Genomic DNA, 16,940 nt, shown 5'->3' with positions numbered 1-16,940 from the left:
GACAGAGATCGGTGTAACGACGATCCGGCCTTGCGCCATGTCCCGGCCCGCCTAGATTAATCAGAATCTCTCGCAAGCGCCCGGGGCCACGATGTCTGATTTATCCGCCTTTCCGATCACCAGGCGTTGGCCTGCCAAGCATCCCGAATTGCTTCAGCTCTATTCGCTGCCGACGCCCAACGGCGTGAAGGTTTCGATCATGCTGGAGGAGATCGGGTTGCCGTACGAGGTCCATCTCGTCGATTTCGGCAAGGACGACCAGAAGACTCCGGAATTCCTCTCCCTCAATCCGAACGGCAAGATCCCGGCGATCCTCGACCCCAACGGTCCCGGCGGCAAGCCGCTGCCGCTGTTCGAGTCCGGTGCGATCCTGCAATATCTCGCGGAGAAGACCGGCAAGCTGCTGCCGCAAGATGCCGCCCGGCGCTACGAGACCATCCAATGGGTGCATTTCCAGATGGGCGGGATCGGGCCGATGTTCGGCCAGGTCGGCTTCTTCCACAAATTCGCCGGCAAGGATTTTGAGGACAAGCGGCCGCTGGAGCGATACGTCAGCGAGTCCAAGCGCCTGCTCGGCGTGATGGAGGCGCATCTTTCCGGCCGGCAATGGTTCATGGATGACGACTACACCATCGCCGACATTTCGATGCTCGGCTGGGTGCGTAACCTCATCGGTTTCTACGGCGCCGGCGACCTCGTTGAATTCAGCCGGTTCAAGTCGGTCGGTGCCTGGCTCGAGCGCGGGCTGGCGCGTCCGGCCGTGCAGCGTGGCTTGAACATTCCGAAGCGCCCTTAGCTCAGCGCCTTGTAGGTCATGTAGAGCGCCATCAGGGCGACGAGGGCGATCATGCTCCGCCGCAGCACTGCCTTGCTGACGCCGTTGGCCGCGCGGGCGCCGAGATCGGTGCCGACCCAGAGGCCGGCAACGATGCCGATGATGGCGGGCCAGCCGACCATCAGGCCCTTGCTCCAGTAGATCCAGGCGGCCGGGATATTGGTCGGGATCACCGAGAAGATCAGGCTGACGAGTTGCGCCTGATGCTGCGGCACGCGCAAGCCCGCGGCGAGGCCGACCGTGATCGCGAGGCCGCCGCCGATGCCCATGAAGCCGGAGGAAAAGCCCGCAAGTCCGCCGATGAGGAGCAGGGGAGGCCAGGGCAAACGCTCGCGATCACCGGCGCCAGCGTCCTTGCGGTCGCGACGCAGGATCAGAAGCGCGATCAGCGCGACAAGATAGACGACATAGCTCGATTGCAACACCGCATCGCAGACGGCGGCTGCGGCATGGCCGCCGCCCACAGCGCCGATCAGAAATCCGATGCCGATCCAGACGATCCATGCCAGGGGGCTGCGGTTACCGTTCTGCCAGTAGCGGCGCACGCCGGCGAGGCCCGTCGGCGGAATCTGGGTGAGGAGCGACGTGCCCTGCGCGACGTGCTGCTCGGCGCCGAGCAGCAACACGCTGAAGATGACGAGGCCCCCGCCCGGACTCGTGCCGCTGAAGCCCGAAGCCAGCCCCGCGGCAAGGCCGACACCGCCGCCGGCGAGAAGCTCGTGAACCCAGGACATCGCTCACGCCCTCGTCCGTCGCTTGATGCCGGGCTTGGCCGTGCGAAAGCCGTCGATCACGGTGGCGACGGCCGCCATGCAAGCCGCGATGTCAAAATCCTCGCCCCAGCATTTTTGCAGGACAAAGCCCTGGAAGATCGCGATCAGCACGCGCGCGATCGCATCCGCGCCGATATCGCGCTTGATCAGGCCGTCGTGCTGGCCGCGCTCGACCAGCGTCACGATCAGCGCGCGCGGCAGGTCGATGCCTTCGACGACGCTGGCGCGAACGCGGCGGTTGCGCAGCGCCTCGGCCCAGCCGTGGATGCCGACACGGCGCCGTGCTTCGCCTGCGGGATCGGTGAGCCATTGCGCATAGACGCGCACCAGCGCGTGCAGTCCCTCGATCGGATCGCCAGACCCTTGCGCGACCGAGTTGAGGACGGCCTCGCGGCGATGCCGGTCATCGGCGAGCGCCTCGATCAGATCGTCCTTGCTCTGGAAGTAGAGATAGACCGCGCCATGGCTCAGTCCCGATCGCTGCACGATGTCGGCCATGCCGGTCTGGTGAAATCCGTCTTCGGAGAAGCAGGAAAGGGCCGCTTCGAGGATCTGTTGTCGCCGGTCTTCACGCTTTTTGTCGCTGATCTTGGGCATCCGTCCGGTCCATAAATAACTGACAGATCGATCGTTTTAAGAAGCTGCCAGGAGCCAGGTAAATCAAGTTAATCAATATAAAAAACGATCAGTCAGTCATTTATATTTGCGAAGAGGGTTTAGGTCAAGCCCCGGCCGCTGGGCCGTAGATGAGGAGGATGAAGCGATAGGCGGCTTGGGAAGGCGTCTCCGGCTAGAACAGCCGTCCGCCGTTCGGCACCGGCTTGCTCGGCTGCATCAGCACGACCTTGCCGTCGGCATCGGGGAAGCCGAGCGTCAGCACCTCGGACACCACAGGTCCGATCTGGCGCGGTGGGAAATTGACGACGGCAGCGACCTGCTGCCCGACCAGCGTTTCGAGCGGATGGTTTTCGGTGATCTGCGCTGAGCTCTTGCGCACGCCGATGGCCGCGCCGAAGTCGATCCACAGCCGCCAGGCCGGCTTGCGTGCCTCAGGGAACGGTTTAGCGTCGACGATGGTGCCGACGCGGATATCGACTGCGAGGAACGTATTGAAGTCGATGGTCGGCGCGGCGGCAGCAGTGGGATCGTGCGTGACGTGCATGGTGTATCCATTGGGAAGAGGTCGAAAGCGTCGTTCGCAACATTGTCGCGCGATCAGGAGTTGCGTACAACGCCACAGCACGTCACGACACATGCGCGAGGACCGTCTTGCCCAACATCATCTACGGCATCAAGAACTGCGACACCATGAAGAAAGCGCGAAGCTGGCTCGACAGCCATGGCGTCGCCTACGAGTTCCACGACTACAAGGCCGCAGGCGTCGAGAAGGACAAGCTCAAGCAATGGAGCGACAAGCTCGGCTGGGAGACATTGCTCAATCGCGCCGGCACGACCTTCAAGAAGTTGCCGGACGCCGATAAGGAGGACCTGACGGAAAAGAAGGCGTTGGCGCTGATGCTAGCGCAACCATCGATGATCAAGCGACCGGTGCTCGAAATCGGCGGCAAGCTCCTGGTCGGGTTCAAGCCTGACATTTACGACAAGGAAGTCGGCGCAAAGGCGCGCAAGAGCTAGTTCAGCTCGATGATCTCGCCGGTAACTCCGGGCGCACCGGGCTGATCGGCAAATTCCACGACGTCGGCGGCCGCGATGCGGCCAGGGGCGCGGTGAAACAGGTCGTGGTCGATCACCGTGCCCAGTTTCGGCCGCGGTGGCGCGTCATTTCCGCGCATCAGATTCTTGATCTCGAAGCCGCCGTCCTCGCAGAAGGTCTTGAGCGAGGCGATGACGTGGCTGACCTTGTCGTCGGTCAGGAAAGGCAGCAGCAGCCGCTCATAGGCCACGACGCGGCCGTAGATATCCTCGACATCGGCGATGCTGTAGACCGGAAGTCCGCGCGCGACGCATTCGTGATAGATCGGCATCACGAATGGCGCGAGACGGGGCCCGACATAGTCGTCGAGCAGAACTCCCTTGCCGGTATGGCCATAGGCGCAGGAGATCCGCGTGCCTTCGCTCTGGATGGTCAGGCGCGGCGTCGACGTCGAATGGTCCACCGTGTAGTAGATGAGATCGGACAGTTCTTCCTCGAGCCGCGCGGGCTGATACTCCCAGATCGCAGGGGCAGTCCGATGGCGCGCATAAAGTCGCAGCCACGTGTTAAGCAGGTCACGTTGCTTGATTGACTTGACGACGGAGGGAGCAGCGCTGGAGAAATCCAAAACAATAGTCCGGCGAATGAACCGGCGCATGATCTCGCTCGCGGGAAAATTTTTGATGAAGGCTGGCGCGCGGAAGCAAAGACCGTTAACGACGACTTGATGACCGGTGTCTTGCGAGCCGGGAAGCCGGCAGGGCGACAACACCAAGCCTCCAACTAAGGGAGCATAAGGCTCCCCGCCAAAGGCCTGATCTGCTCAGCTTTCCGCCTTGCCTAACCCCCGTCACCTCCGGCATATTCCGCGCCCGGAGGCGGCGTTCCGGGACGGGCTCCAAGGCCTCCGGAAAGCCGAAGCAACAAGGATAGCCACGCGCATTGTGCGGGCAGGGGGAAATCTGTTTGGCCGATGAGTTCATTCTCGAAACGGAAGGCTTGACCAAGGAGTTCGCGGGCTTCTTCGCCGTCCGCGACGTTGCGCTCAAGGTTCGCCGTGGCAGTATCCACGCGTTGATCGGCCCGAACGGTGCGGGCAAGACGACGTGCTTCAATCTTCTGACCAAGTTCCTCAAACCGTCTGCCGGAAAAATCCTGTACAAGGGACAGGACATCACGGCGATGGCGCCCGCCGACGTGGCACGCCTGGGGCTGGTGCGTTCGTTCCAGATCTCGGCGGTGTTTCCGCATCTCACCGCGCTGGAGAATGTTCGTGTCGCGCTTCAGCGCCAGCATGGCTCCTCCTTCGATTTCTGGCGCTCCAAGTCCGTGCTCAACCGCTTCAATGACCGGGCGCGCGAGCTGTTGAACGATGTCGGCCTCAGCGAGTTCGCCAATACGCCTGCGGTCGAGATGGCCTATGGGCGCAAGCGCGCGCTCGAGATCGCAACCACGCTCGCGCTTGATCCGGAAATGATGCTTCTGGACGAGCCGATGGCCGGCATGGGCCACGAGGACATCGACAAGATCGCGGCGCTGATCAAGCGTATCTCGGCGAAATATACCATCCTGATGGTCGAGCATAATTTGAGCGTCGTCGCCAATCTCTCCGACATCATCACCGTGCTGACGCGCGGGCAGGTGCTCGCGCAGGGGCATTATTCCGAGCTCACCAAGGACGAGCGCGTCAAGGAAGCCTATCTGGGGGCCGGTCATGCCTGAGACTGCAATGGCCGAGGCCCCAATGAAGGGTGCAACCGGCGGCAATATCCTCCAGGTCCGCAACTTGGAGGCCTGGTACGGCGAGTCCCACATCCTGCACGGGATCAATTTCGACGTGAACGCGGGCGAGGTCGTCACGCTGCTCGGGCGCAACGGCGCCGGCAAGACCACCACGCTGAAGTCGATCATGGGCATCATCGGCAAGCGGACCGGCTCGATCAAATTCAACAATCAGGAGATCATCCGCGCGACCTCCGACAAGATCGCGCGCATGGGAATCGCGTTTTGCCCGGAGGAGCGGGGAATTTTCTCCAGCCTCGACGTGAAGGAGAACCTGCTGCTGCCGCCGGTGGTTCGAGCAGGCGGATTGCCGCTCGAGCAGATCTTTGACCTGTTTCCGAACCTGAAGGAGCGGCTGAGCAGCCAGGGCACCAAGCTGTCCGGCGGCGAGCAGCAGATGCTTGCGATCGCGCGCATCCTGCGCACGGGCGCAAGCTTTCTGATGCTGGATGAGCCGACCGAAGGCCTGGCACCCGTCATTATCCAGCAGATCGGTCACACCATTGCGCGGCTCAAGAAGGAAGGCTTCACGATCCTTCTGGTCGAGCAGAACTTCCGCTTCGCGTCCACCGTCGCCGACCGTTATTATGTGGTCGAGCACGGCAAGATCATTGACGGATTTTCCAATTCGGAGCTTGCCGCCAACATGGACAAGCTCCACGCCTATCTCGGTGTTTAGGGCATGATCAGGAAGTGCGTAGCGTTCTCCGAAGAGACCATGCTGAAGCCGAAGAACTGCCAACGAGAAAATTTAAAAAGGAAAGTTGCATGAAGACCAGGTCGATTGCGTCATTGCTGCTGACCACCGCGCTCACCTTCGCCGCAGCAGGCGAAGCGTCCGCGCAGGACAAGGCCGTCAAGATCGGCGCGCTGTCCGATCAGTCCGGCCTGTACGCCGACCTCGGCGGCCCCGGCTCGACGCTCGCCGCGCAGATGGCAGTTGAAGATTCCGGCCTCGCCGCGAAGGGCTGGAAGATCGACGTGATCTCGGGCGATCACCAGAACAAGCCGGACATCGGCACCGCGATCGCGCGGCAGTGGTTCGACGTCGACAAGGTCGACGTCATCGTCGACGTGCCGAATTCGGGCGTGGCGCTCGCCGTCAACAACGTCGTCAAGGAAAAGAACGGCGTCTACATCAATTCCGGTGCGGCGACCTCGGACCTCACCAACGCGCAGTGCTCGCCGAACACCGTGCACTGGACCTACGACACCTACATGCTCGCCCACACCACGGGCCAGGCGCTGGTGAAGGCCGGTGGCGACACCTGGTTCTTCCTGACCGCGGACTACGCCTTCGGTGCGGCGCTGGAGCGCGATACCACCTCGGTCGTCACCGCCAATGGCGGCAAGGTGGTCGGCGGGGTCAAGCATCCGCTCAACACGCCGGACTTCTCCTCGTTCCTGCTCCAGGCGCAGGCCTCCAAGGCCAAGATCATCGGCCTTGCCAATGCCGGCGGTGATACCACCAACACGATCAAGCAGGCTGCCGAGTTCGGTATCGGCAAGGGCGGCCAGAAGCTCGCAGCGCTGCTGCTGTTCCTCACCGACGTCAAGGCGCTTGGTCTGGAGACCGCGCAGGGCCTGAACTTCACCGAGACGTTCTACTGGGACATGGACGACAAGACCCGCGCCTTCTCCAAGCGCTTTGCCGCAAAGATGAAGAACAGCGCTCCGCCGACCATGGTGCAGGCAGGCGTCTATGCCGGCGTACGCCACTATCTCAAGGCGCTGGAGGCGCTTGGCGGTAATCCGCATGACGGCGTCAAGGTCGTCGAGAAGATGAAGTCGATGCCGACCGAGGACGATCTGTTCGGCAAGGGCGAGATCCAGCCCAATGGCCGCACCATCCACAACGCCTATCTGTTCGAGGTGAAGAAGCCCTCCGAGTCCAAGGGACCGTGGGACTTCTACAAGCTCGTCGGCACGGTGTCGGGCGATCAGGCCTTCACGCCGCTCTCCGAGAGCAAGTGCGCGCTGCTCAAGAAGTAAGACCAACAGCTCGCCGGCCGTAAGCCGGCGGGCGCTACTTTGGGAACGCCGAAGGGACCGGGTGCGAGATCGATGCAGGCTCTTTACGCACAGCTACTGGTGGGACTGATCAACGGCTCGTTCTACGCGCTGCTCAGTCTCGGGCTTGCCGTGATCTTCGGCATGCTCAACATCATCAATTTCGCCCACGGCGCGCTCTACATGATGGGCGCCTTCGTCGCCTATTTCCTGCTGAACATCGGCGGCATCAGTTACTGGTGGGCGCTGCTGCTGGCGCCGGTCATCGTCGGCATCTTCGGCATGATCCTGGAACGGACCATGCTGCAGTGGTTGACCGGGCTCGATCACCTCTACGGCCTGCTGCTGACCTTCGGCATCGCGCTGATCGTGCAGGGCGTGTTCCAGAACTATTTCGGCTCCTCCGGCCTGCCTTACGCCATTCCGGACCAGCTCAAGGGCGGCATGAATCTCGGCTTCATGTTCCTACCCGTTTATCGCGGCTGGGTCGTCATCTTCTCGCTGGTGGTGTGTCTGGCCACCTGGTTCCTGATCGAGAAGACGCGGCTTGGCGCTTACCTGCGCGCCGCAACCGAAAATCCGACGCTGGTCCGCGCCTTCGGCATCAACGTGCCGCGCATGATCACGCTCACCTACGGCCTCGGCGTCGGCCTTGCCGCGCTCGCCGGCGTGCTCTCGGCGCCGATCAACCAGGTGCGGCCGCTGATGGGCGCCGACCTCATCATCGTTGTGTTTGCGGTGGTGGTGATCGGCGGCATGGGATCGATCATGGGCTCCATCATCACCGGTTTTGCGCTCGGTGTGATCGAGGGCCTGACCAAGTATTTTTACCCCGAGGCCTCCAACACCGTCGTGTTCGTGCTGATGGTGCTTGTGCTCCTGGTGAAGCCAACGGGATTGACGGGAAGGGCAGCCTGACATGACAGCCTTGACGGACGATACGCTGCGGGTCACGCCGCGCGCCATGCATGACGAGATGGTCTTGTTCGCGGTGATGGCGCTGCTGCTGGCTGCGGTGCCGTTTACGGGCGTGTATCCGTTCTTCGTGATGCAGGCGCTGTGCTTTGCGCTGCTCGCCTGCGCTTTCAACCTGTTGATCGGCTACGGCGGCTTGCTGTCCTTCGGACACGCGATGTTCCTCGGCACCGCCGGATATTGCAGCGCGCACGCCCTGAAGGTGTGGGCACTGCCGCCGGAACTCGGCATCCTCGTCGGCATTGTCGCGGCCTTCGCGCTCTCGCTCGTCACGGGCTATATCTCGATCCGCCGCCAGGGCATCTACTTCTCGATGATCACGCTGGCGCTGTCGCAACTGCTGTATTTCATCTACCTCCAGGCGCCGTTCACCCATGGCGAGGACGGCATCCAGGGCATCCCGCAGGGGCACATGTTCGGCGTGCTCGATTTGTCCAAGCCGACCGTGCTCTACTATGTCGTGCTGGTCGGCTTCCTCGCCGGCTTCCTGCTGATCTACCGCATCATCAACTCGCCCTTCGGCGAGGTCCTGAAGTCGATCCGCGAGAACGAGCCGCGTGCGATCTCACTGGGCTATCGGACCGACCAGTACAAGTTCCTGGCGTTCGTCCTGTCGGGGACGCTGGCGGGTTTCGCTGGTGCACTGAAAGTGTTCGTGGCGCAGAACGCCTCGCTCACCGACGTGCACTGGTCGATGTCCGGCGAGGTCGTGCTGATGACGCTTGTCGGCGGTCTCGGGACCATTTTCGGTCCCGTGGTCGGCGCCTTCGTCATCATCGCCATGCAGCAATATCTGGCCGGCTTCGGCCAGTGGGTGACGGTGATCCAAGGCTCGATCTTCGTGATCTGCGTGCTCACCTTCCGCCGTGGCGTCATCGGCGAAATCGCGCATTACTTTCGGAGATCTCTCTAAGATACTGATATAACATAAGTTTTCATGTGGAAGTAAATCCGGTGGATGATCCCGCCTGGCGGGCGTGAGATGACACGCGCACGAGGCGAAAATGGTCTATGACGGTTGCGTGACGGTCCGCCCGGACCGGGTCATTTGCACCAGGTAGACTATCCCCATGATGCGTTGGTTTCGCGCTTTCCTGCCCAAGGAAGAACGGTTCTTCGACCTGTTCGACCGCCATGCCCAGACCGTTATCCAGGGCGCCATCGCGCTCCAGGGCGTGCTGAACGGCGGCGAGGAGACGCCGGTCTATTGCCAGCGCGTCAGCCAGTTCGAGAACGATGCCGACAACATCACCCGCGAGGTGCTGACGGCGGTGCGCCGCACCTTCATTACGCCGTTCGACCGGGGCGACATCAAGAACCTCATTACCTCGCTGGACGATGCCATCGACCAGATGCAGCAAACGGCCAAGGCCGTGATGCTGTTCGAGGTCCGCACCTTCGAGCCGCCGATGCGCGAGATCGGCGCGCTGCTGATCGAATGCGCCAATCTGGTCGGCCGCGCGCTGCCGCTGATGCAGCAGATCGGCAAGAACGTGGCAATGCTGACCGCGATCACGGAGGAGCTGACCAAGCTCGAGGGCCGCGTCGACGATCTCCACGACATCGGCCTGAAGGAGCTGTTCCTCAAGCATCGCACCGGTAACGCGATGGATTTCATCGTCGGCGTGGAGATTTATGATCACCTTGAAAAAGTGGCCGATCGCTTCGACGATGTCGCGAACGAGATCAACAGCATCGTCATTGAGCAAGTGTAGCGCATGATCCGGAAAAGTGTGCAGCGGTTTTCCTTCGCGACAAACGCGGAATGCGTTTGCGCGGAGATCATGTGCAAAGCTTAGAGCAGGGGCCGCGCCGTGGATGCTGCCGTCTTGGGCCCTCTGGGTCTTCCCGTCCTGGTCGGACTGATCGCCGTCGCGCTGCTGTTCGACTTCCTGAACGGCCTGCACGACGCCGCCAATTCGATCGCGACCATCGTCTCGACCCGGGTGCTGCGGCCGCAATTCGCGGTGTTTTGGGCCGCGTTTTTCAATTTCGTCGCCTTCATGGTGTTCGGCCTGCACGTCGCCCAAACCATCGGTACCGGCATCATCGATCCCGCCATCGTCGACGCCCAGGTGATCTTTGCGGCGCTGGTCGGCGCCATTGTCTGGAATCTCGTGACCTGGGGGCTCGGCATTCCCTCCTCGTCCTCGCATGCGCTGATCGGCGGCCTTGTCGGCGGCGGCATGGCCAAGGCGGGAATCTCGGCGGCGGTGTGGAGCGGTCTGTCCAAGGCCGTGCTTGCGATCGTGCTATCGCCGCTGGTGGGCTTTCTGCTCGCAATGATGTTGGTCGCGGTCGTGTCATGGCTCTCGGTACGCTCGACGCCGTTCGCGGTCGACCGCGCCTTCCGCATTCTGCAATTCGCCTCGGCCTCGCTCTATTCGCTCGGCCACGGCGGCAATGACGCGCAGAAGACGATGGGCATCATCGCCGTGCTGCTGTATTCGCAGGGTCAACTCGGCAGCGAATTCTCGGTGCCATTCTGGGTGGTGCTGTCCTGCCAGGCCGCGATGGCTCTCGGCACGCTGATGGGCGGCTGGCGTATCGTCCGCACCATGGGCTTGCGCATCACCAAGCTGACGCCGATGCAGGGCTTTTGCGCCGAGACTGGCGGCGCGGCGACGCTGTTCATGGCGACGTTCCTCGGCGTGCCGGTCTCGACCACCCACACCATCACCGGCGCTATCGTCGGCGTCGGTGCAGCGCGCCGCGTCTCGGCGGTGCGCTGGAACGTGGCGAGCTCGATCGTCTATGCCTGGGTCATCACGATCCCGGCCTCAGCCGTCGTCGCGGCACTGAGCTGGTGGGCGGTCCAGCTCTTCAAGTAACGAGCTTCAGCCCGGCGATGCCCGCCACGATCAGCCCGATGCTGCCGAGGCGAAGCGCCGTGGCCGGCTCGCCGAACAGGAAGATGCCAAGCGTTGCCGTGCCGACCGCGCCGATGCCGGTCCAGACCGCATAGGCAGTTCCAACGGGCAGCGACTTCAGGGCGATGCCGAGCAGGATCACGCTGCCGGCCATGGCCGCGAGCGTGATGACGGAGGGAACCAGTCTGGTAAAACCCTCGGTGTATTTGAGGCCGATCGCCCAGGTGATCTCGAGAAGACCGGCGACGAACAGGATGCTCCAGGCCATGACGACCCTCCATTCACGGCAGGGCCGTCCCCGCTAGGCTGATGAGCAGGAAGGCCGTCCTCCCCCAAACCAATTTGGCCAGGGCCGATATGGGGCTGGCCGAAGGGCTGCGCAATCACCACATCAGGCTTGATCCGGGCCATTTTCCCTGCCAAACGCTCCCGCCATGTCCGACATTGCCGCCACCGCAGCCGAATCGCCGGCCCGTTCCCCGCTTGCCGCTGAAGTATCGCGGCGGCGCACCTTTGCGATCATCTCGCATCCGGACGCCGGTAAGACCACGCTGACCGAAAAGCTGCTGCTGTTTGGCGGCGCCATTAATCTCGCCGGCCAGGTCAAGGCCAAGGGTGAGCGCCGCAACACCCGCTCGGACTGGATGAAGATTGAGCGCGAGCGCGGCATCTCGGTCGTGACCTCGGTCATGACCTTCGAGTTCGAGGGCCTCGTGTTCAACCTGCTGGACACGCCAGGCCACGAAGACTTTTCGGAAGACACCTACCGTACGCTCACCGCGGTGGATTCCGCGGTCATGGTGATCGACGCCGCCAAAGGCATCGAGGCGCGGACGCGAAAACTGTTCGAGGTCTGTCGCCTTCGCGATATCCCGATCATCACCTTCATCAACAAGATGGATCGCGAGAGCCGCGACGTGTTCGAGCTGCTCGACGAGATCGAGAAGACGCTGGCGCTCGACACCACGCCGATGACCTGGCCGGTCGGCCGGGGACGCGACTTCCTCGGTACCTATGACGTCATCAACGGCGGTGTGCGTCTGCTCGAAGGCGGGGGCGCCAAGACTGGCGCTGCGCAGCAGATCGAGATTGCCGAGCTCGCCAAGCTCAACGCCAATCTCGATGCGTCTGCGGTGAAGGAGGAGCTTGAGCTCGTCACCGAGGCCTCGAAGCCGTTCGAGCTCGAGGCATTCCGCGAGGGCCATCTGACGCCGGTCTATTTCGGCAGCGCGCTGCGCAATTTCGGCGTCGGCGACCTGCTCGAAGGTCTTGGCAAGTTCGCTCCCGAGCCACGCGCGCAGGACAGCGACCAGCGCAAGGTCGAGGCGACCGATCCGCGCATGAGCGCCTTCGTGTTCAAGATCCAGGCGAACATGGATCCGAACCACCGCGACCGCATCGCGTTCGCGCGCCTCTGCTCCGGCAAGCTCAGTCGCGGTATGAAGGCAAAGCTGGTACGCACCGGCAAGAGCATGCCGCTGTCGAGCCCGCAATTCTTCTTTGCCCAGGACCGTTCGGTGGCGGACGAGGCCTTTGCCGGCGACGTCGTCGGCATTCCCAATCACGGCACGCTGCGCATCGGCGATACGCTGACCGAAGGCGAGGACTTCAATTTCGTCGGCGTGCCGAGCTTCGCACCCGAAATCGTTCGCCGCGTCCGTCTCACCGACGCGATGAAGGCGAAGAAGCTGAAGGAAGCGCTTCAGCAGATGTCGGAAGAGGGCGTCGTGCAGGTGTTCCGTCCGCGCGACGGCGCACCGGCGCTGGTCGGGGTGGTCGGCGCGCTGCAGCTCGACGTGCTCAAGGCGCGGTTGGAGGCGGAATATTCATTGCCGGTCGAGTTCGAGGTCAGCGAGTTCCAGCTCGCGCGCTGGGTCTCCTCGGAGGATCGCAAGAAACTCGACGCCTTCATCGCCGCCAATACCTCCAGCATCGCCGATGACGTCGACGGCGATCCCGTGTACCTCGCCCGGAACGAGTTCTATCTCGGCTACACCAAGGAGCGTGCCGAGGGCATCGAGTTCACCAACGTCAAGGACGTCAAGAAGAAGGGGTAGGGTGCTCCTGCGCCCACCGCCGCGGGGGGACACACACTGCGCAGCCACACCCTCCGCTGTCATGCCCCGGCTTGACCGGGGCATCCAGTACGCCGCAGCCCATCGATTCAATCACTGCCGTCTCGGAGTACTGGGTCGCCCGGTCGAGCCGGACGACGACAGCGGGGCACACGCGAGCATGTGAACGCCCGCGGGCTTGACGGTCCCAGAGACGGTGCCACGTTTCGCTCACATGACCTCGCGGGCCTAAAGCATGTGGCGCGGCATCCTCCTTTTCCTGCTGTTGGCGATATCGACCGTTGCCGCTGACGCGCAGCGTCGCCGGATCAATCCAGTTCCGTTTGCGCATGAGCCGTGCAGTGTGCTCGATTTCAGGCCCTGCACGCCGTCCTATTGCAGTCCGCTCGAGCCTGGTCCCTGCATTCCCGAGATCGACTATCCCTACGGCGAGAACCTTCAGCTCACGATCGAGAGCGTGCCGGCGGAGGCTGAGCGGGCCAAGTATCAAAAGCCGGATCACGATCTCGATACGATCGGCGACCTCTTTGCCGAGCTGCGCACGTGCTGGTCGCCGCCGTCCGACAATGTGCGCGCAGGCATGCAGATGGCCGTCCGCTTCAGTTTCAACAAAGCCGGCGGCCTGATCGGCCCGCCGCGGCTGACCTTTGCGACCGCTGGCGTCCCCGCCGATATCAGAACCACCTACCTCAACGCGATCAATTCGTCTCTGAACGCCTGTCTGCCGCTGAAGTTCACCAGCGGCCTCGGTGGTGCTTTGGCCGGACGGCCAATTGCAATCCGCTACGTCGACAATCGAGAACCCGGAAAGTAGCGCGTCAGTTGCGATCGGCGGCCAATGGATGATACCTCAGAGGCGGGGCGCTGGTTAAGGGGAGGATGTCGTGGGTCTGCTGGTCATGATCCTGGGGCTGGTGCTGTTTTTCGCCGCCCATGTTTTCACAACGAAGCGAGACGCACGCGCGCAGGCGATCGCGCAGCTGGGTGAGGGGACCTACAAGATCCTCTATTCGGTCGTCTCGCTTGCAGGGCTGGCGCTGATCGTCTGGGGCTTTGGCCATTATCGTTCGACCGGCTGGATCGACGTCTGGTATCCGCCCAGGGCGCTAAAGCACATTGCGGTCGCGCTGATGCTGCCTGCCGTCATCCTGGTGGTCGCCTCCTATTTGCGCGGGCGCATCTATGCGACGCTGAAGCATCCGATGCTCGCCGGCGTGAAGCTTTGGGCGTTTGCGCATCTGCTCGCCAACGGCGATCTCGGCTCCATCATCCTGTTCGGCTCGTTCCTGGGCTGGGGCGTGTATGACCGTATCTCGCTGAAGCATCGCACCGATAGCGGCGGGCCGCCGATTCCGGTGGGCGGTGTCACCAACGATCTGATTGCAGTCGCCGTCGGCATTGTCGCCTATCTGGCGCTGGCCTTTGCATTCCATCCTGTCGTGATCGGTGTTCCCGTGATGGGATAGCCGGTCAACGCAAGACATCGCCTCCGTGCTCATGTGCGGAAGGAGACAAAAGCAAGAAGATGAGGGTCTGCCGATGGACTGGTCGCAATCTCAGATTCCGCCGATGCACCTCGAGGCGCGCTTTGGCGATCGGGTGGTGCCGGCCTTCGTCGATCGGCCTTCGAGCTTGTGGGCAATGATTGCGGAGACCGCCGCGCGCAACGGCGACAGCGAAGCGCTCGTCTGCGGCAATGTCCGGCTGAGCTGGCGGCAAACGGCGGAGCAGGCCGCGCGGATTGCATCAGGTTTTCGCAAGCTCGGCCTGCAACGCGGTGAGCGCGTTGCGATCCTGCTCGGCAACCGCATCGAATTTCCGTTGTTGCTGTTCGCCGCCGCGCATGAGGGGCTGGTTACGGTGCTGCTCAGCACGCGCCAGCAGAAACCCGAGATCGCTTATGTGCTCGCTGATTGCGGCGCCACGATCCTGATCCACGAGGCGGCGCTCACCGAACGGCTGCCGGATGCGCGCGATGTCCCTGAAGTGATCCACCGCATCGCGATCGATGATGACACCAAGCTTTCGCGCTTCTCCTTGCTCTCTGACAACGCGCCGGCTCCAACGCCGATCGAGACGAACGAGGAGGACACCGCGATGATCCTCTATACCTCGGGCACAACGGGCAAGCCGAAAGGCGCCATGCTCGCCCATTGCAACATCGTGCATTCCTCGATGGTGTTCGTCTCCTGCCTGGAATTGACGGCGGCCGACCGCTCGATCGCAGCCGTCCCGCTCGGTCACGTCACCGGCGTCGTCGCCAACATCACGACGATGATCTGCTGCGGCGGCGCTCTGATCATCATGCCGGAATTCAAGGCGGCCGATTACCTCAAGCTCGCGGCGCGCGAGCGCGTCACCTACACCGTAATGGTGCCGGCGATGTACAATCTCTGTCTGCTGCAGCCGGATTTCGACAGCTATGATCTCTCGAGCTGGCGCATTGGCGGCTTCGGCGGCGCGCCGATGCCGGTCGCGACCATCGAGAGGCTCAAGGCAACAATTCCTGGCCTGAAGCTCGCAAATTGCTACGGCGCGACCGAGACGACGTCGCCGTCGACCATCATGCCGGGCGAGCTGACGGCGAGCCATATCGACAGCGTCGGCCTGCCGTGTCCGGGTGCGCGGATCATCGCGATGGGGGCGGATGGCCGCGAGCTTCCACCCGGCCAGATCGGCGAGCTCTGGATTCAGAGTGCCTCTGTCATCAAGGGCTACTGGAACAATCCGAAGGCCACGGCAGAAAGCTTTACCGCCGGCTTCTGGCATTCGGGCGATCTGGGTTCAGTCGATGCCGATGGGTTCGTCCGCGTGTTCGACCGGCAGAAGGACATGATCAATCGCGGCGGCCTCAAGATCTATTCGGCCGAGGTGGAATCCGTGCTGGCGGGCCATCCCGCCGTGGTCGAGAGCGCGATCATCGCAAAGCCATGCCCGGTGCTGGGCGAGCGCGTCCACGCGGTCGTGGTCACGCGCGCACAGGTCGGCAGCGACGACTTGCGGGCCTGGTGCGCCGAGCGACTGTCTGATTACAAGGTGCCGGAGACAATGGTGATCACCGCCGAGCCCCTGCCGCGCAACGCCAACGGAAAGGTCCTGAAGCGACATCTGCGGGAGCTCTGGTAGGGTCTCCCGCAGCTCCGGACTATCCCGGATTGGCCGTTAACGCCTTGATCGGCCTTGCTTTGCCTTGCCACCGCCATATCGATAGGGTATCGCCGCCGCCAAATGGGGACGGGCTTTCGACGCGCGCGATCTGGCGCGTGCTCCCGGCCGGGCATGGGATTGTCTTAAGTGTCTGAATTATTTGACGAAGTCGACGAGGAAGTACGTCGCGAACAGCTCAAAAAGCTGTGGGACAAATATTCGCTCTACTTCATCGCCCTGATGGTGCTGATCGTGGCGGCCGTGGGCGGCTGGCGCGGCTACCAGTACCTGGAGGCCAAGAAGGCCGCCGAGGCCGGCGCCACGTTCGAAAAGGCCGTCGAACTGTCGGAGCAGGGCAAGCACGCCGAGGCCGAGTCGGCCTTTGCCGATCTCGCTGCCAAGGCCCCGTTTGGCTACCGCACCCTGGCGCGCCTCCGCGCCGCGGCGGAGACATCGGCCCGCGATCCCAAGGCTGCGGCAAAGATGTATGACGACATCGTCGCCGACCGCAGCGTCGGCAGCGAGTGGCAGGATCTGGCGAAGATCCGCGCGGCGAGCCTGCTGGTGGACAGCGCAAGCTACGCTGATATCCAGCAGCGGCTGGAAACGTCCGCCGAGCCCAAGTCGACCTTCCGCCACAGCGCCCGCGAATTGCTGGCGCTGTCGGCCTGGCGCAACAACGACATGACCGCAGCCCGCAAATGGGTCGACGCGATCGCCGAGGACGGCGAAACGCCGCCTAGCCTGCGCTCGCGCGCCGAGGCGCTCCAGGCCCTGCTGCCGCCCGTCGCCAAAAGCTGAACTGAGAACAGCCGAGCT

Annotated in this window: 19 protein-coding genes; 14 read left to right on the top strand and 5 right to left on the bottom strand. The window is 63.0% G+C overall.

Going from position 1 to position 16,940, the window contains the following annotated elements; all coding sequences use genetic code 11:
• Window positions 1-91 precede the first annotated feature (91 nt).
• The gene (locus XH80_RS38170) at window positions 92-796 is read left to right on the top strand and encodes a glutathione S-transferase family protein (RefSeq protein ID WP_271603059.1); all 705 of its coding nucleotides are present in this window, start codon (window positions 92-94) and stop codon (window positions 794-796) included.
• Here XH80_RS38170 and XH80_RS38165 read toward each other — a convergent pair.
• From XH80_RS38165 to XH80_RS38155, 3 genes are all read right to left on the bottom strand, one after another.
• Window positions 793-1,569 (bottom strand): sulfite exporter TauE/SafE family protein, encoded by a 777-nt coding sequence (locus XH80_RS38165; RefSeq protein WP_271603058.1) that lies wholly within the window; start codon window positions 1,567-1,569, stop codon window positions 793-795. The two genes, XH80_RS38170 and XH80_RS38165, sit on opposite strands and share 4 nt — an antisense overlap.
• Before the next feature lie 3 nt (window positions 1,570-1,572).
• The gene (locus XH80_RS38160; RefSeq protein WP_271603057.1) at window positions 1,573-2,205 is read right to left on the bottom strand and encodes a TetR/AcrR family transcriptional regulator; all 633 of its coding nucleotides are present in this window, start codon (window positions 2,203-2,205) and stop codon (window positions 1,573-1,575) included.
• A 193-nt stretch (window positions 2,206-2,398) separates the two neighbouring features.
• A complete protein-coding gene (locus XH80_RS38155; protein ID WP_271603056.1) occupies window positions 2,399-2,770 on the bottom strand; it encodes a tRNA-binding protein in 372 nt (123 codons plus the stop codon).
• A gap of 107 nt (window positions 2,771-2,877) precedes the next feature.
• Between XH80_RS38155 and XH80_RS38150 the strand changes: the two genes are divergently transcribed.
• Window positions 2,878-3,243 (top strand): ArsC family reductase, encoded by a 366-nt coding sequence (locus XH80_RS38150; protein WP_271603055.1) that lies wholly within the window; start codon window positions 2,878-2,880, stop codon window positions 3,241-3,243.
• Here the strand turns inward: XH80_RS38150 and XH80_RS38145 are convergent.
• Window positions 3,240-3,920, bottom strand: a complete 681-nt coding sequence (locus XH80_RS38145; RefSeq protein WP_271603054.1) for a hypothetical protein — start codon at window positions 3,918-3,920, stop codon at window positions 3,240-3,242. The two genes, XH80_RS38150 and XH80_RS38145, sit on opposite strands and share 4 nt — an antisense overlap.
• A gap of 308 nt (window positions 3,921-4,228) precedes the next feature.
• Here XH80_RS38145 and XH80_RS38140 point away from each other — a divergent pair, with 308 nt between their 5' ends.
• From XH80_RS38140 to XH80_RS38110, 7 genes are all read left to right on the top strand, one after another.
• Window positions 4,229-4,984, top strand: coding sequence for an ABC transporter ATP-binding protein (locus XH80_RS38140; protein WP_063983735.1), 756 nt, complete (start codon window positions 4,229-4,231; stop codon window positions 4,982-4,984).
• Window positions 4,977-5,723, top strand: a complete 747-nt coding sequence (locus tag XH80_RS38135) for an ABC transporter ATP-binding protein (protein ID WP_220006316.1) — start codon at window positions 4,977-4,979, stop codon at window positions 5,721-5,723. The genes XH80_RS38140 and XH80_RS38135 overlap by 8 nt, the downstream gene beginning before the upstream one ends.
• Window positions 5,724-5,812: 89 nt before the next feature.
• Window positions 5,813-7,036: an ABC transporter substrate-binding protein gene (locus XH80_RS38130; protein ID WP_271603053.1), complete on the top strand. Its 1,224-nt coding sequence runs from the start codon at window positions 5,813-5,815 to the stop codon at window positions 7,034-7,036.
• A gap of 72 nt (window positions 7,037-7,108) precedes the next feature.
• A complete protein-coding gene (locus tag XH80_RS38125; protein WP_057758041.1) occupies window positions 7,109-7,972 on the top strand; it encodes a branched-chain amino acid ABC transporter permease in 864 nt (287 codons plus the stop codon).
• 1 nt (window position 7,973) lies between these two features.
• On the top strand, window positions 7,974-8,942 hold the full coding sequence (locus XH80_RS38120) for a branched-chain amino acid ABC transporter permease (RefSeq protein WP_271603052.1): 969 nt from the start codon (window positions 7,974-7,976) through the stop codon (window positions 8,940-8,942).
• A 157-nt stretch (window positions 8,943-9,099) separates the two neighbouring features.
• Complete coding sequence (locus XH80_RS38115; RefSeq protein ID WP_057758037.1) at window positions 9,100-9,744, top strand: DUF47 domain-containing protein; 645 nt, start codon at window positions 9,100-9,102, stop codon at window positions 9,742-9,744.
• A gap of 99 nt (window positions 9,745-9,843) precedes the next feature.
• Complete coding sequence (locus XH80_RS38110) at window positions 9,844-10,860, top strand: inorganic phosphate transporter (RefSeq protein ID WP_271603051.1); 1,017 nt, start codon at window positions 9,844-9,846, stop codon at window positions 10,858-10,860.
• On the opposite strand, the gene sugE is transcribed toward XH80_RS38110, so the two are convergent.
• Window positions 10,853-11,167 carry a quaternary ammonium compound efflux SMR transporter SugE gene (sugE, locus tag XH80_RS38105; RefSeq protein WP_057758032.1) on the bottom strand — a complete coding sequence of 105 codons (315 nt, stop codon included), beginning with the start codon at window positions 11,165-11,167 and terminating at the stop codon, window positions 10,853-10,855. The genes XH80_RS38110 and sugE overlap by 8 nt on opposite strands.
• Window positions 11,168-11,333: 166 nt before the next feature.
• Between sugE and XH80_RS38100 the strand changes: the two genes are divergently transcribed.
• From XH80_RS38100 to XH80_RS38080, 5 genes are all read left to right on the top strand, one after another.
• Window positions 11,334-12,956 (top strand): peptide chain release factor 3, encoded by a 1,623-nt coding sequence (locus XH80_RS38100; protein ID WP_220006322.1) that lies wholly within the window; start codon window positions 11,334-11,336, stop codon window positions 12,954-12,956.
• A gap of 253 nt (window positions 12,957-13,209) precedes the next feature.
• Window positions 13,210-13,788, top strand: coding sequence for a hypothetical protein (locus XH80_RS38095; protein WP_057758028.1), 579 nt, complete (start codon window positions 13,210-13,212; stop codon window positions 13,786-13,788).
• A 70-nt stretch (window positions 13,789-13,858) separates the two neighbouring features.
• Entirely contained in the window at window positions 13,859-14,440 is a 582-nt protein-coding gene (locus tag XH80_RS38090) for an NnrU family protein (protein ID WP_271603050.1), read from the top strand.
• Window positions 14,441-14,513: 73 nt separating this feature from the next.
• Complete coding sequence (locus XH80_RS38085; RefSeq protein ID WP_271603049.1) at window positions 14,514-16,100, top strand: class I adenylate-forming enzyme family protein; 1,587 nt, start codon at window positions 14,514-14,516, stop codon at window positions 16,098-16,100.
• Between the two features lie 168 nt (window positions 16,101-16,268).
• A complete protein-coding gene (locus tag XH80_RS38080) occupies window positions 16,269-16,922 on the top strand; it encodes a tetratricopeptide repeat protein (RefSeq protein WP_271603048.1) in 654 nt (217 codons plus the stop codon).
• Window positions 16,923-16,940: the final 18 nt, after the last annotated feature.

The sequence above is a fragment of the Bradyrhizobium sp. CCBAU 45384 genome, from assembly GCF_028128665.1.
GTDB classification, from domain to species: Bacteria; Pseudomonadota; Alphaproteobacteria; order Rhizobiales; family Xanthobacteraceae; genus Bradyrhizobium; species Bradyrhizobium manausense.
This window is presented reverse-complemented; position numbering and strand designations above follow the sequence as displayed.

Excerpts from the sequence above, each read along its gene's own strand:
- XH80_RS38165 (WP_271603058.1), bottom strand. The coding sequence starts at position 1,569 with ATGTCCTGGGTTCACGAGCTTCTCGCCGGCGGCGGTGTCGGCCTTGCC.
- XH80_RS38125 (WP_057758041.1), top strand. The coding sequence starts at position 7,109 with ATGCAGGCTCTTTACGCACAGCTACTGGTGGGACTGATCAACGGCTCG.
- XH80_RS38095 (WP_057758028.1), top strand. The coding sequence starts at position 13,210 with ATGTGGCGCGGCATCCTCCTTTTCCTGCTGTTGGCGATATCGACCGTT.
- XH80_RS38130 (WP_271603053.1), top strand. The coding sequence starts at position 5,813 with ATGAAGACCAGGTCGATTGCGTCATTGCTGCTGACCACCGCGCTCACC.
- XH80_RS38135 (WP_220006316.1), top strand. The coding sequence starts at position 4,977 with ATGCCTGAGACTGCAATGGCCGAGGCCCCAATGAAGGGTGCAACCGGC.
- XH80_RS38155 (WP_271603056.1), bottom strand. The coding sequence starts at position 2,770 with ATGCACGTCACGCACGATCCCACTGCTGCCGCCGCGCCGACCATCGAC.
- XH80_RS38160 (WP_271603057.1), bottom strand. The coding sequence starts at position 2,205 with ATGCCCAAGATCAGCGACAAAAAGCGTGAAGACCGGCGACAACAGATC.
- XH80_RS38120 (WP_271603052.1), top strand. The coding sequence starts at position 7,974 with ATGACAGCCTTGACGGACGATACGCTGCGGGTCACGCCGCGCGCCATG.
- XH80_RS38085 (WP_271603049.1), top strand. The coding sequence starts at position 14,514 with ATGGACTGGTCGCAATCTCAGATTCCGCCGATGCACCTCGAGGCGCGC.
- XH80_RS38170 (WP_271603059.1), top strand. The coding sequence starts at position 92 with ATGTCTGATTTATCCGCCTTTCCGATCACCAGGCGTTGGCCTGCCAAG.
- XH80_RS38100 (WP_220006322.1), top strand. The coding sequence starts at position 11,334 with ATGTCCGACATTGCCGCCACCGCAGCCGAATCGCCGGCCCGTTCCCCG.
- sugE (WP_057758032.1), bottom strand. The coding sequence starts at position 11,167 with ATGGCCTGGAGCATCCTGTTCGTCGCCGGTCTTCTCGAGATCACCTGG.
- XH80_RS38145 (WP_271603054.1), bottom strand. The coding sequence starts at position 3,920 with ATGCGCCGGTTCATTCGCCGGACTATTGTTTTGGATTTCTCCAGCGCT.
- XH80_RS38115 (WP_057758037.1), top strand. The coding sequence starts at position 9,100 with ATGATGCGTTGGTTTCGCGCTTTCCTGCCCAAGGAAGAACGGTTCTTC.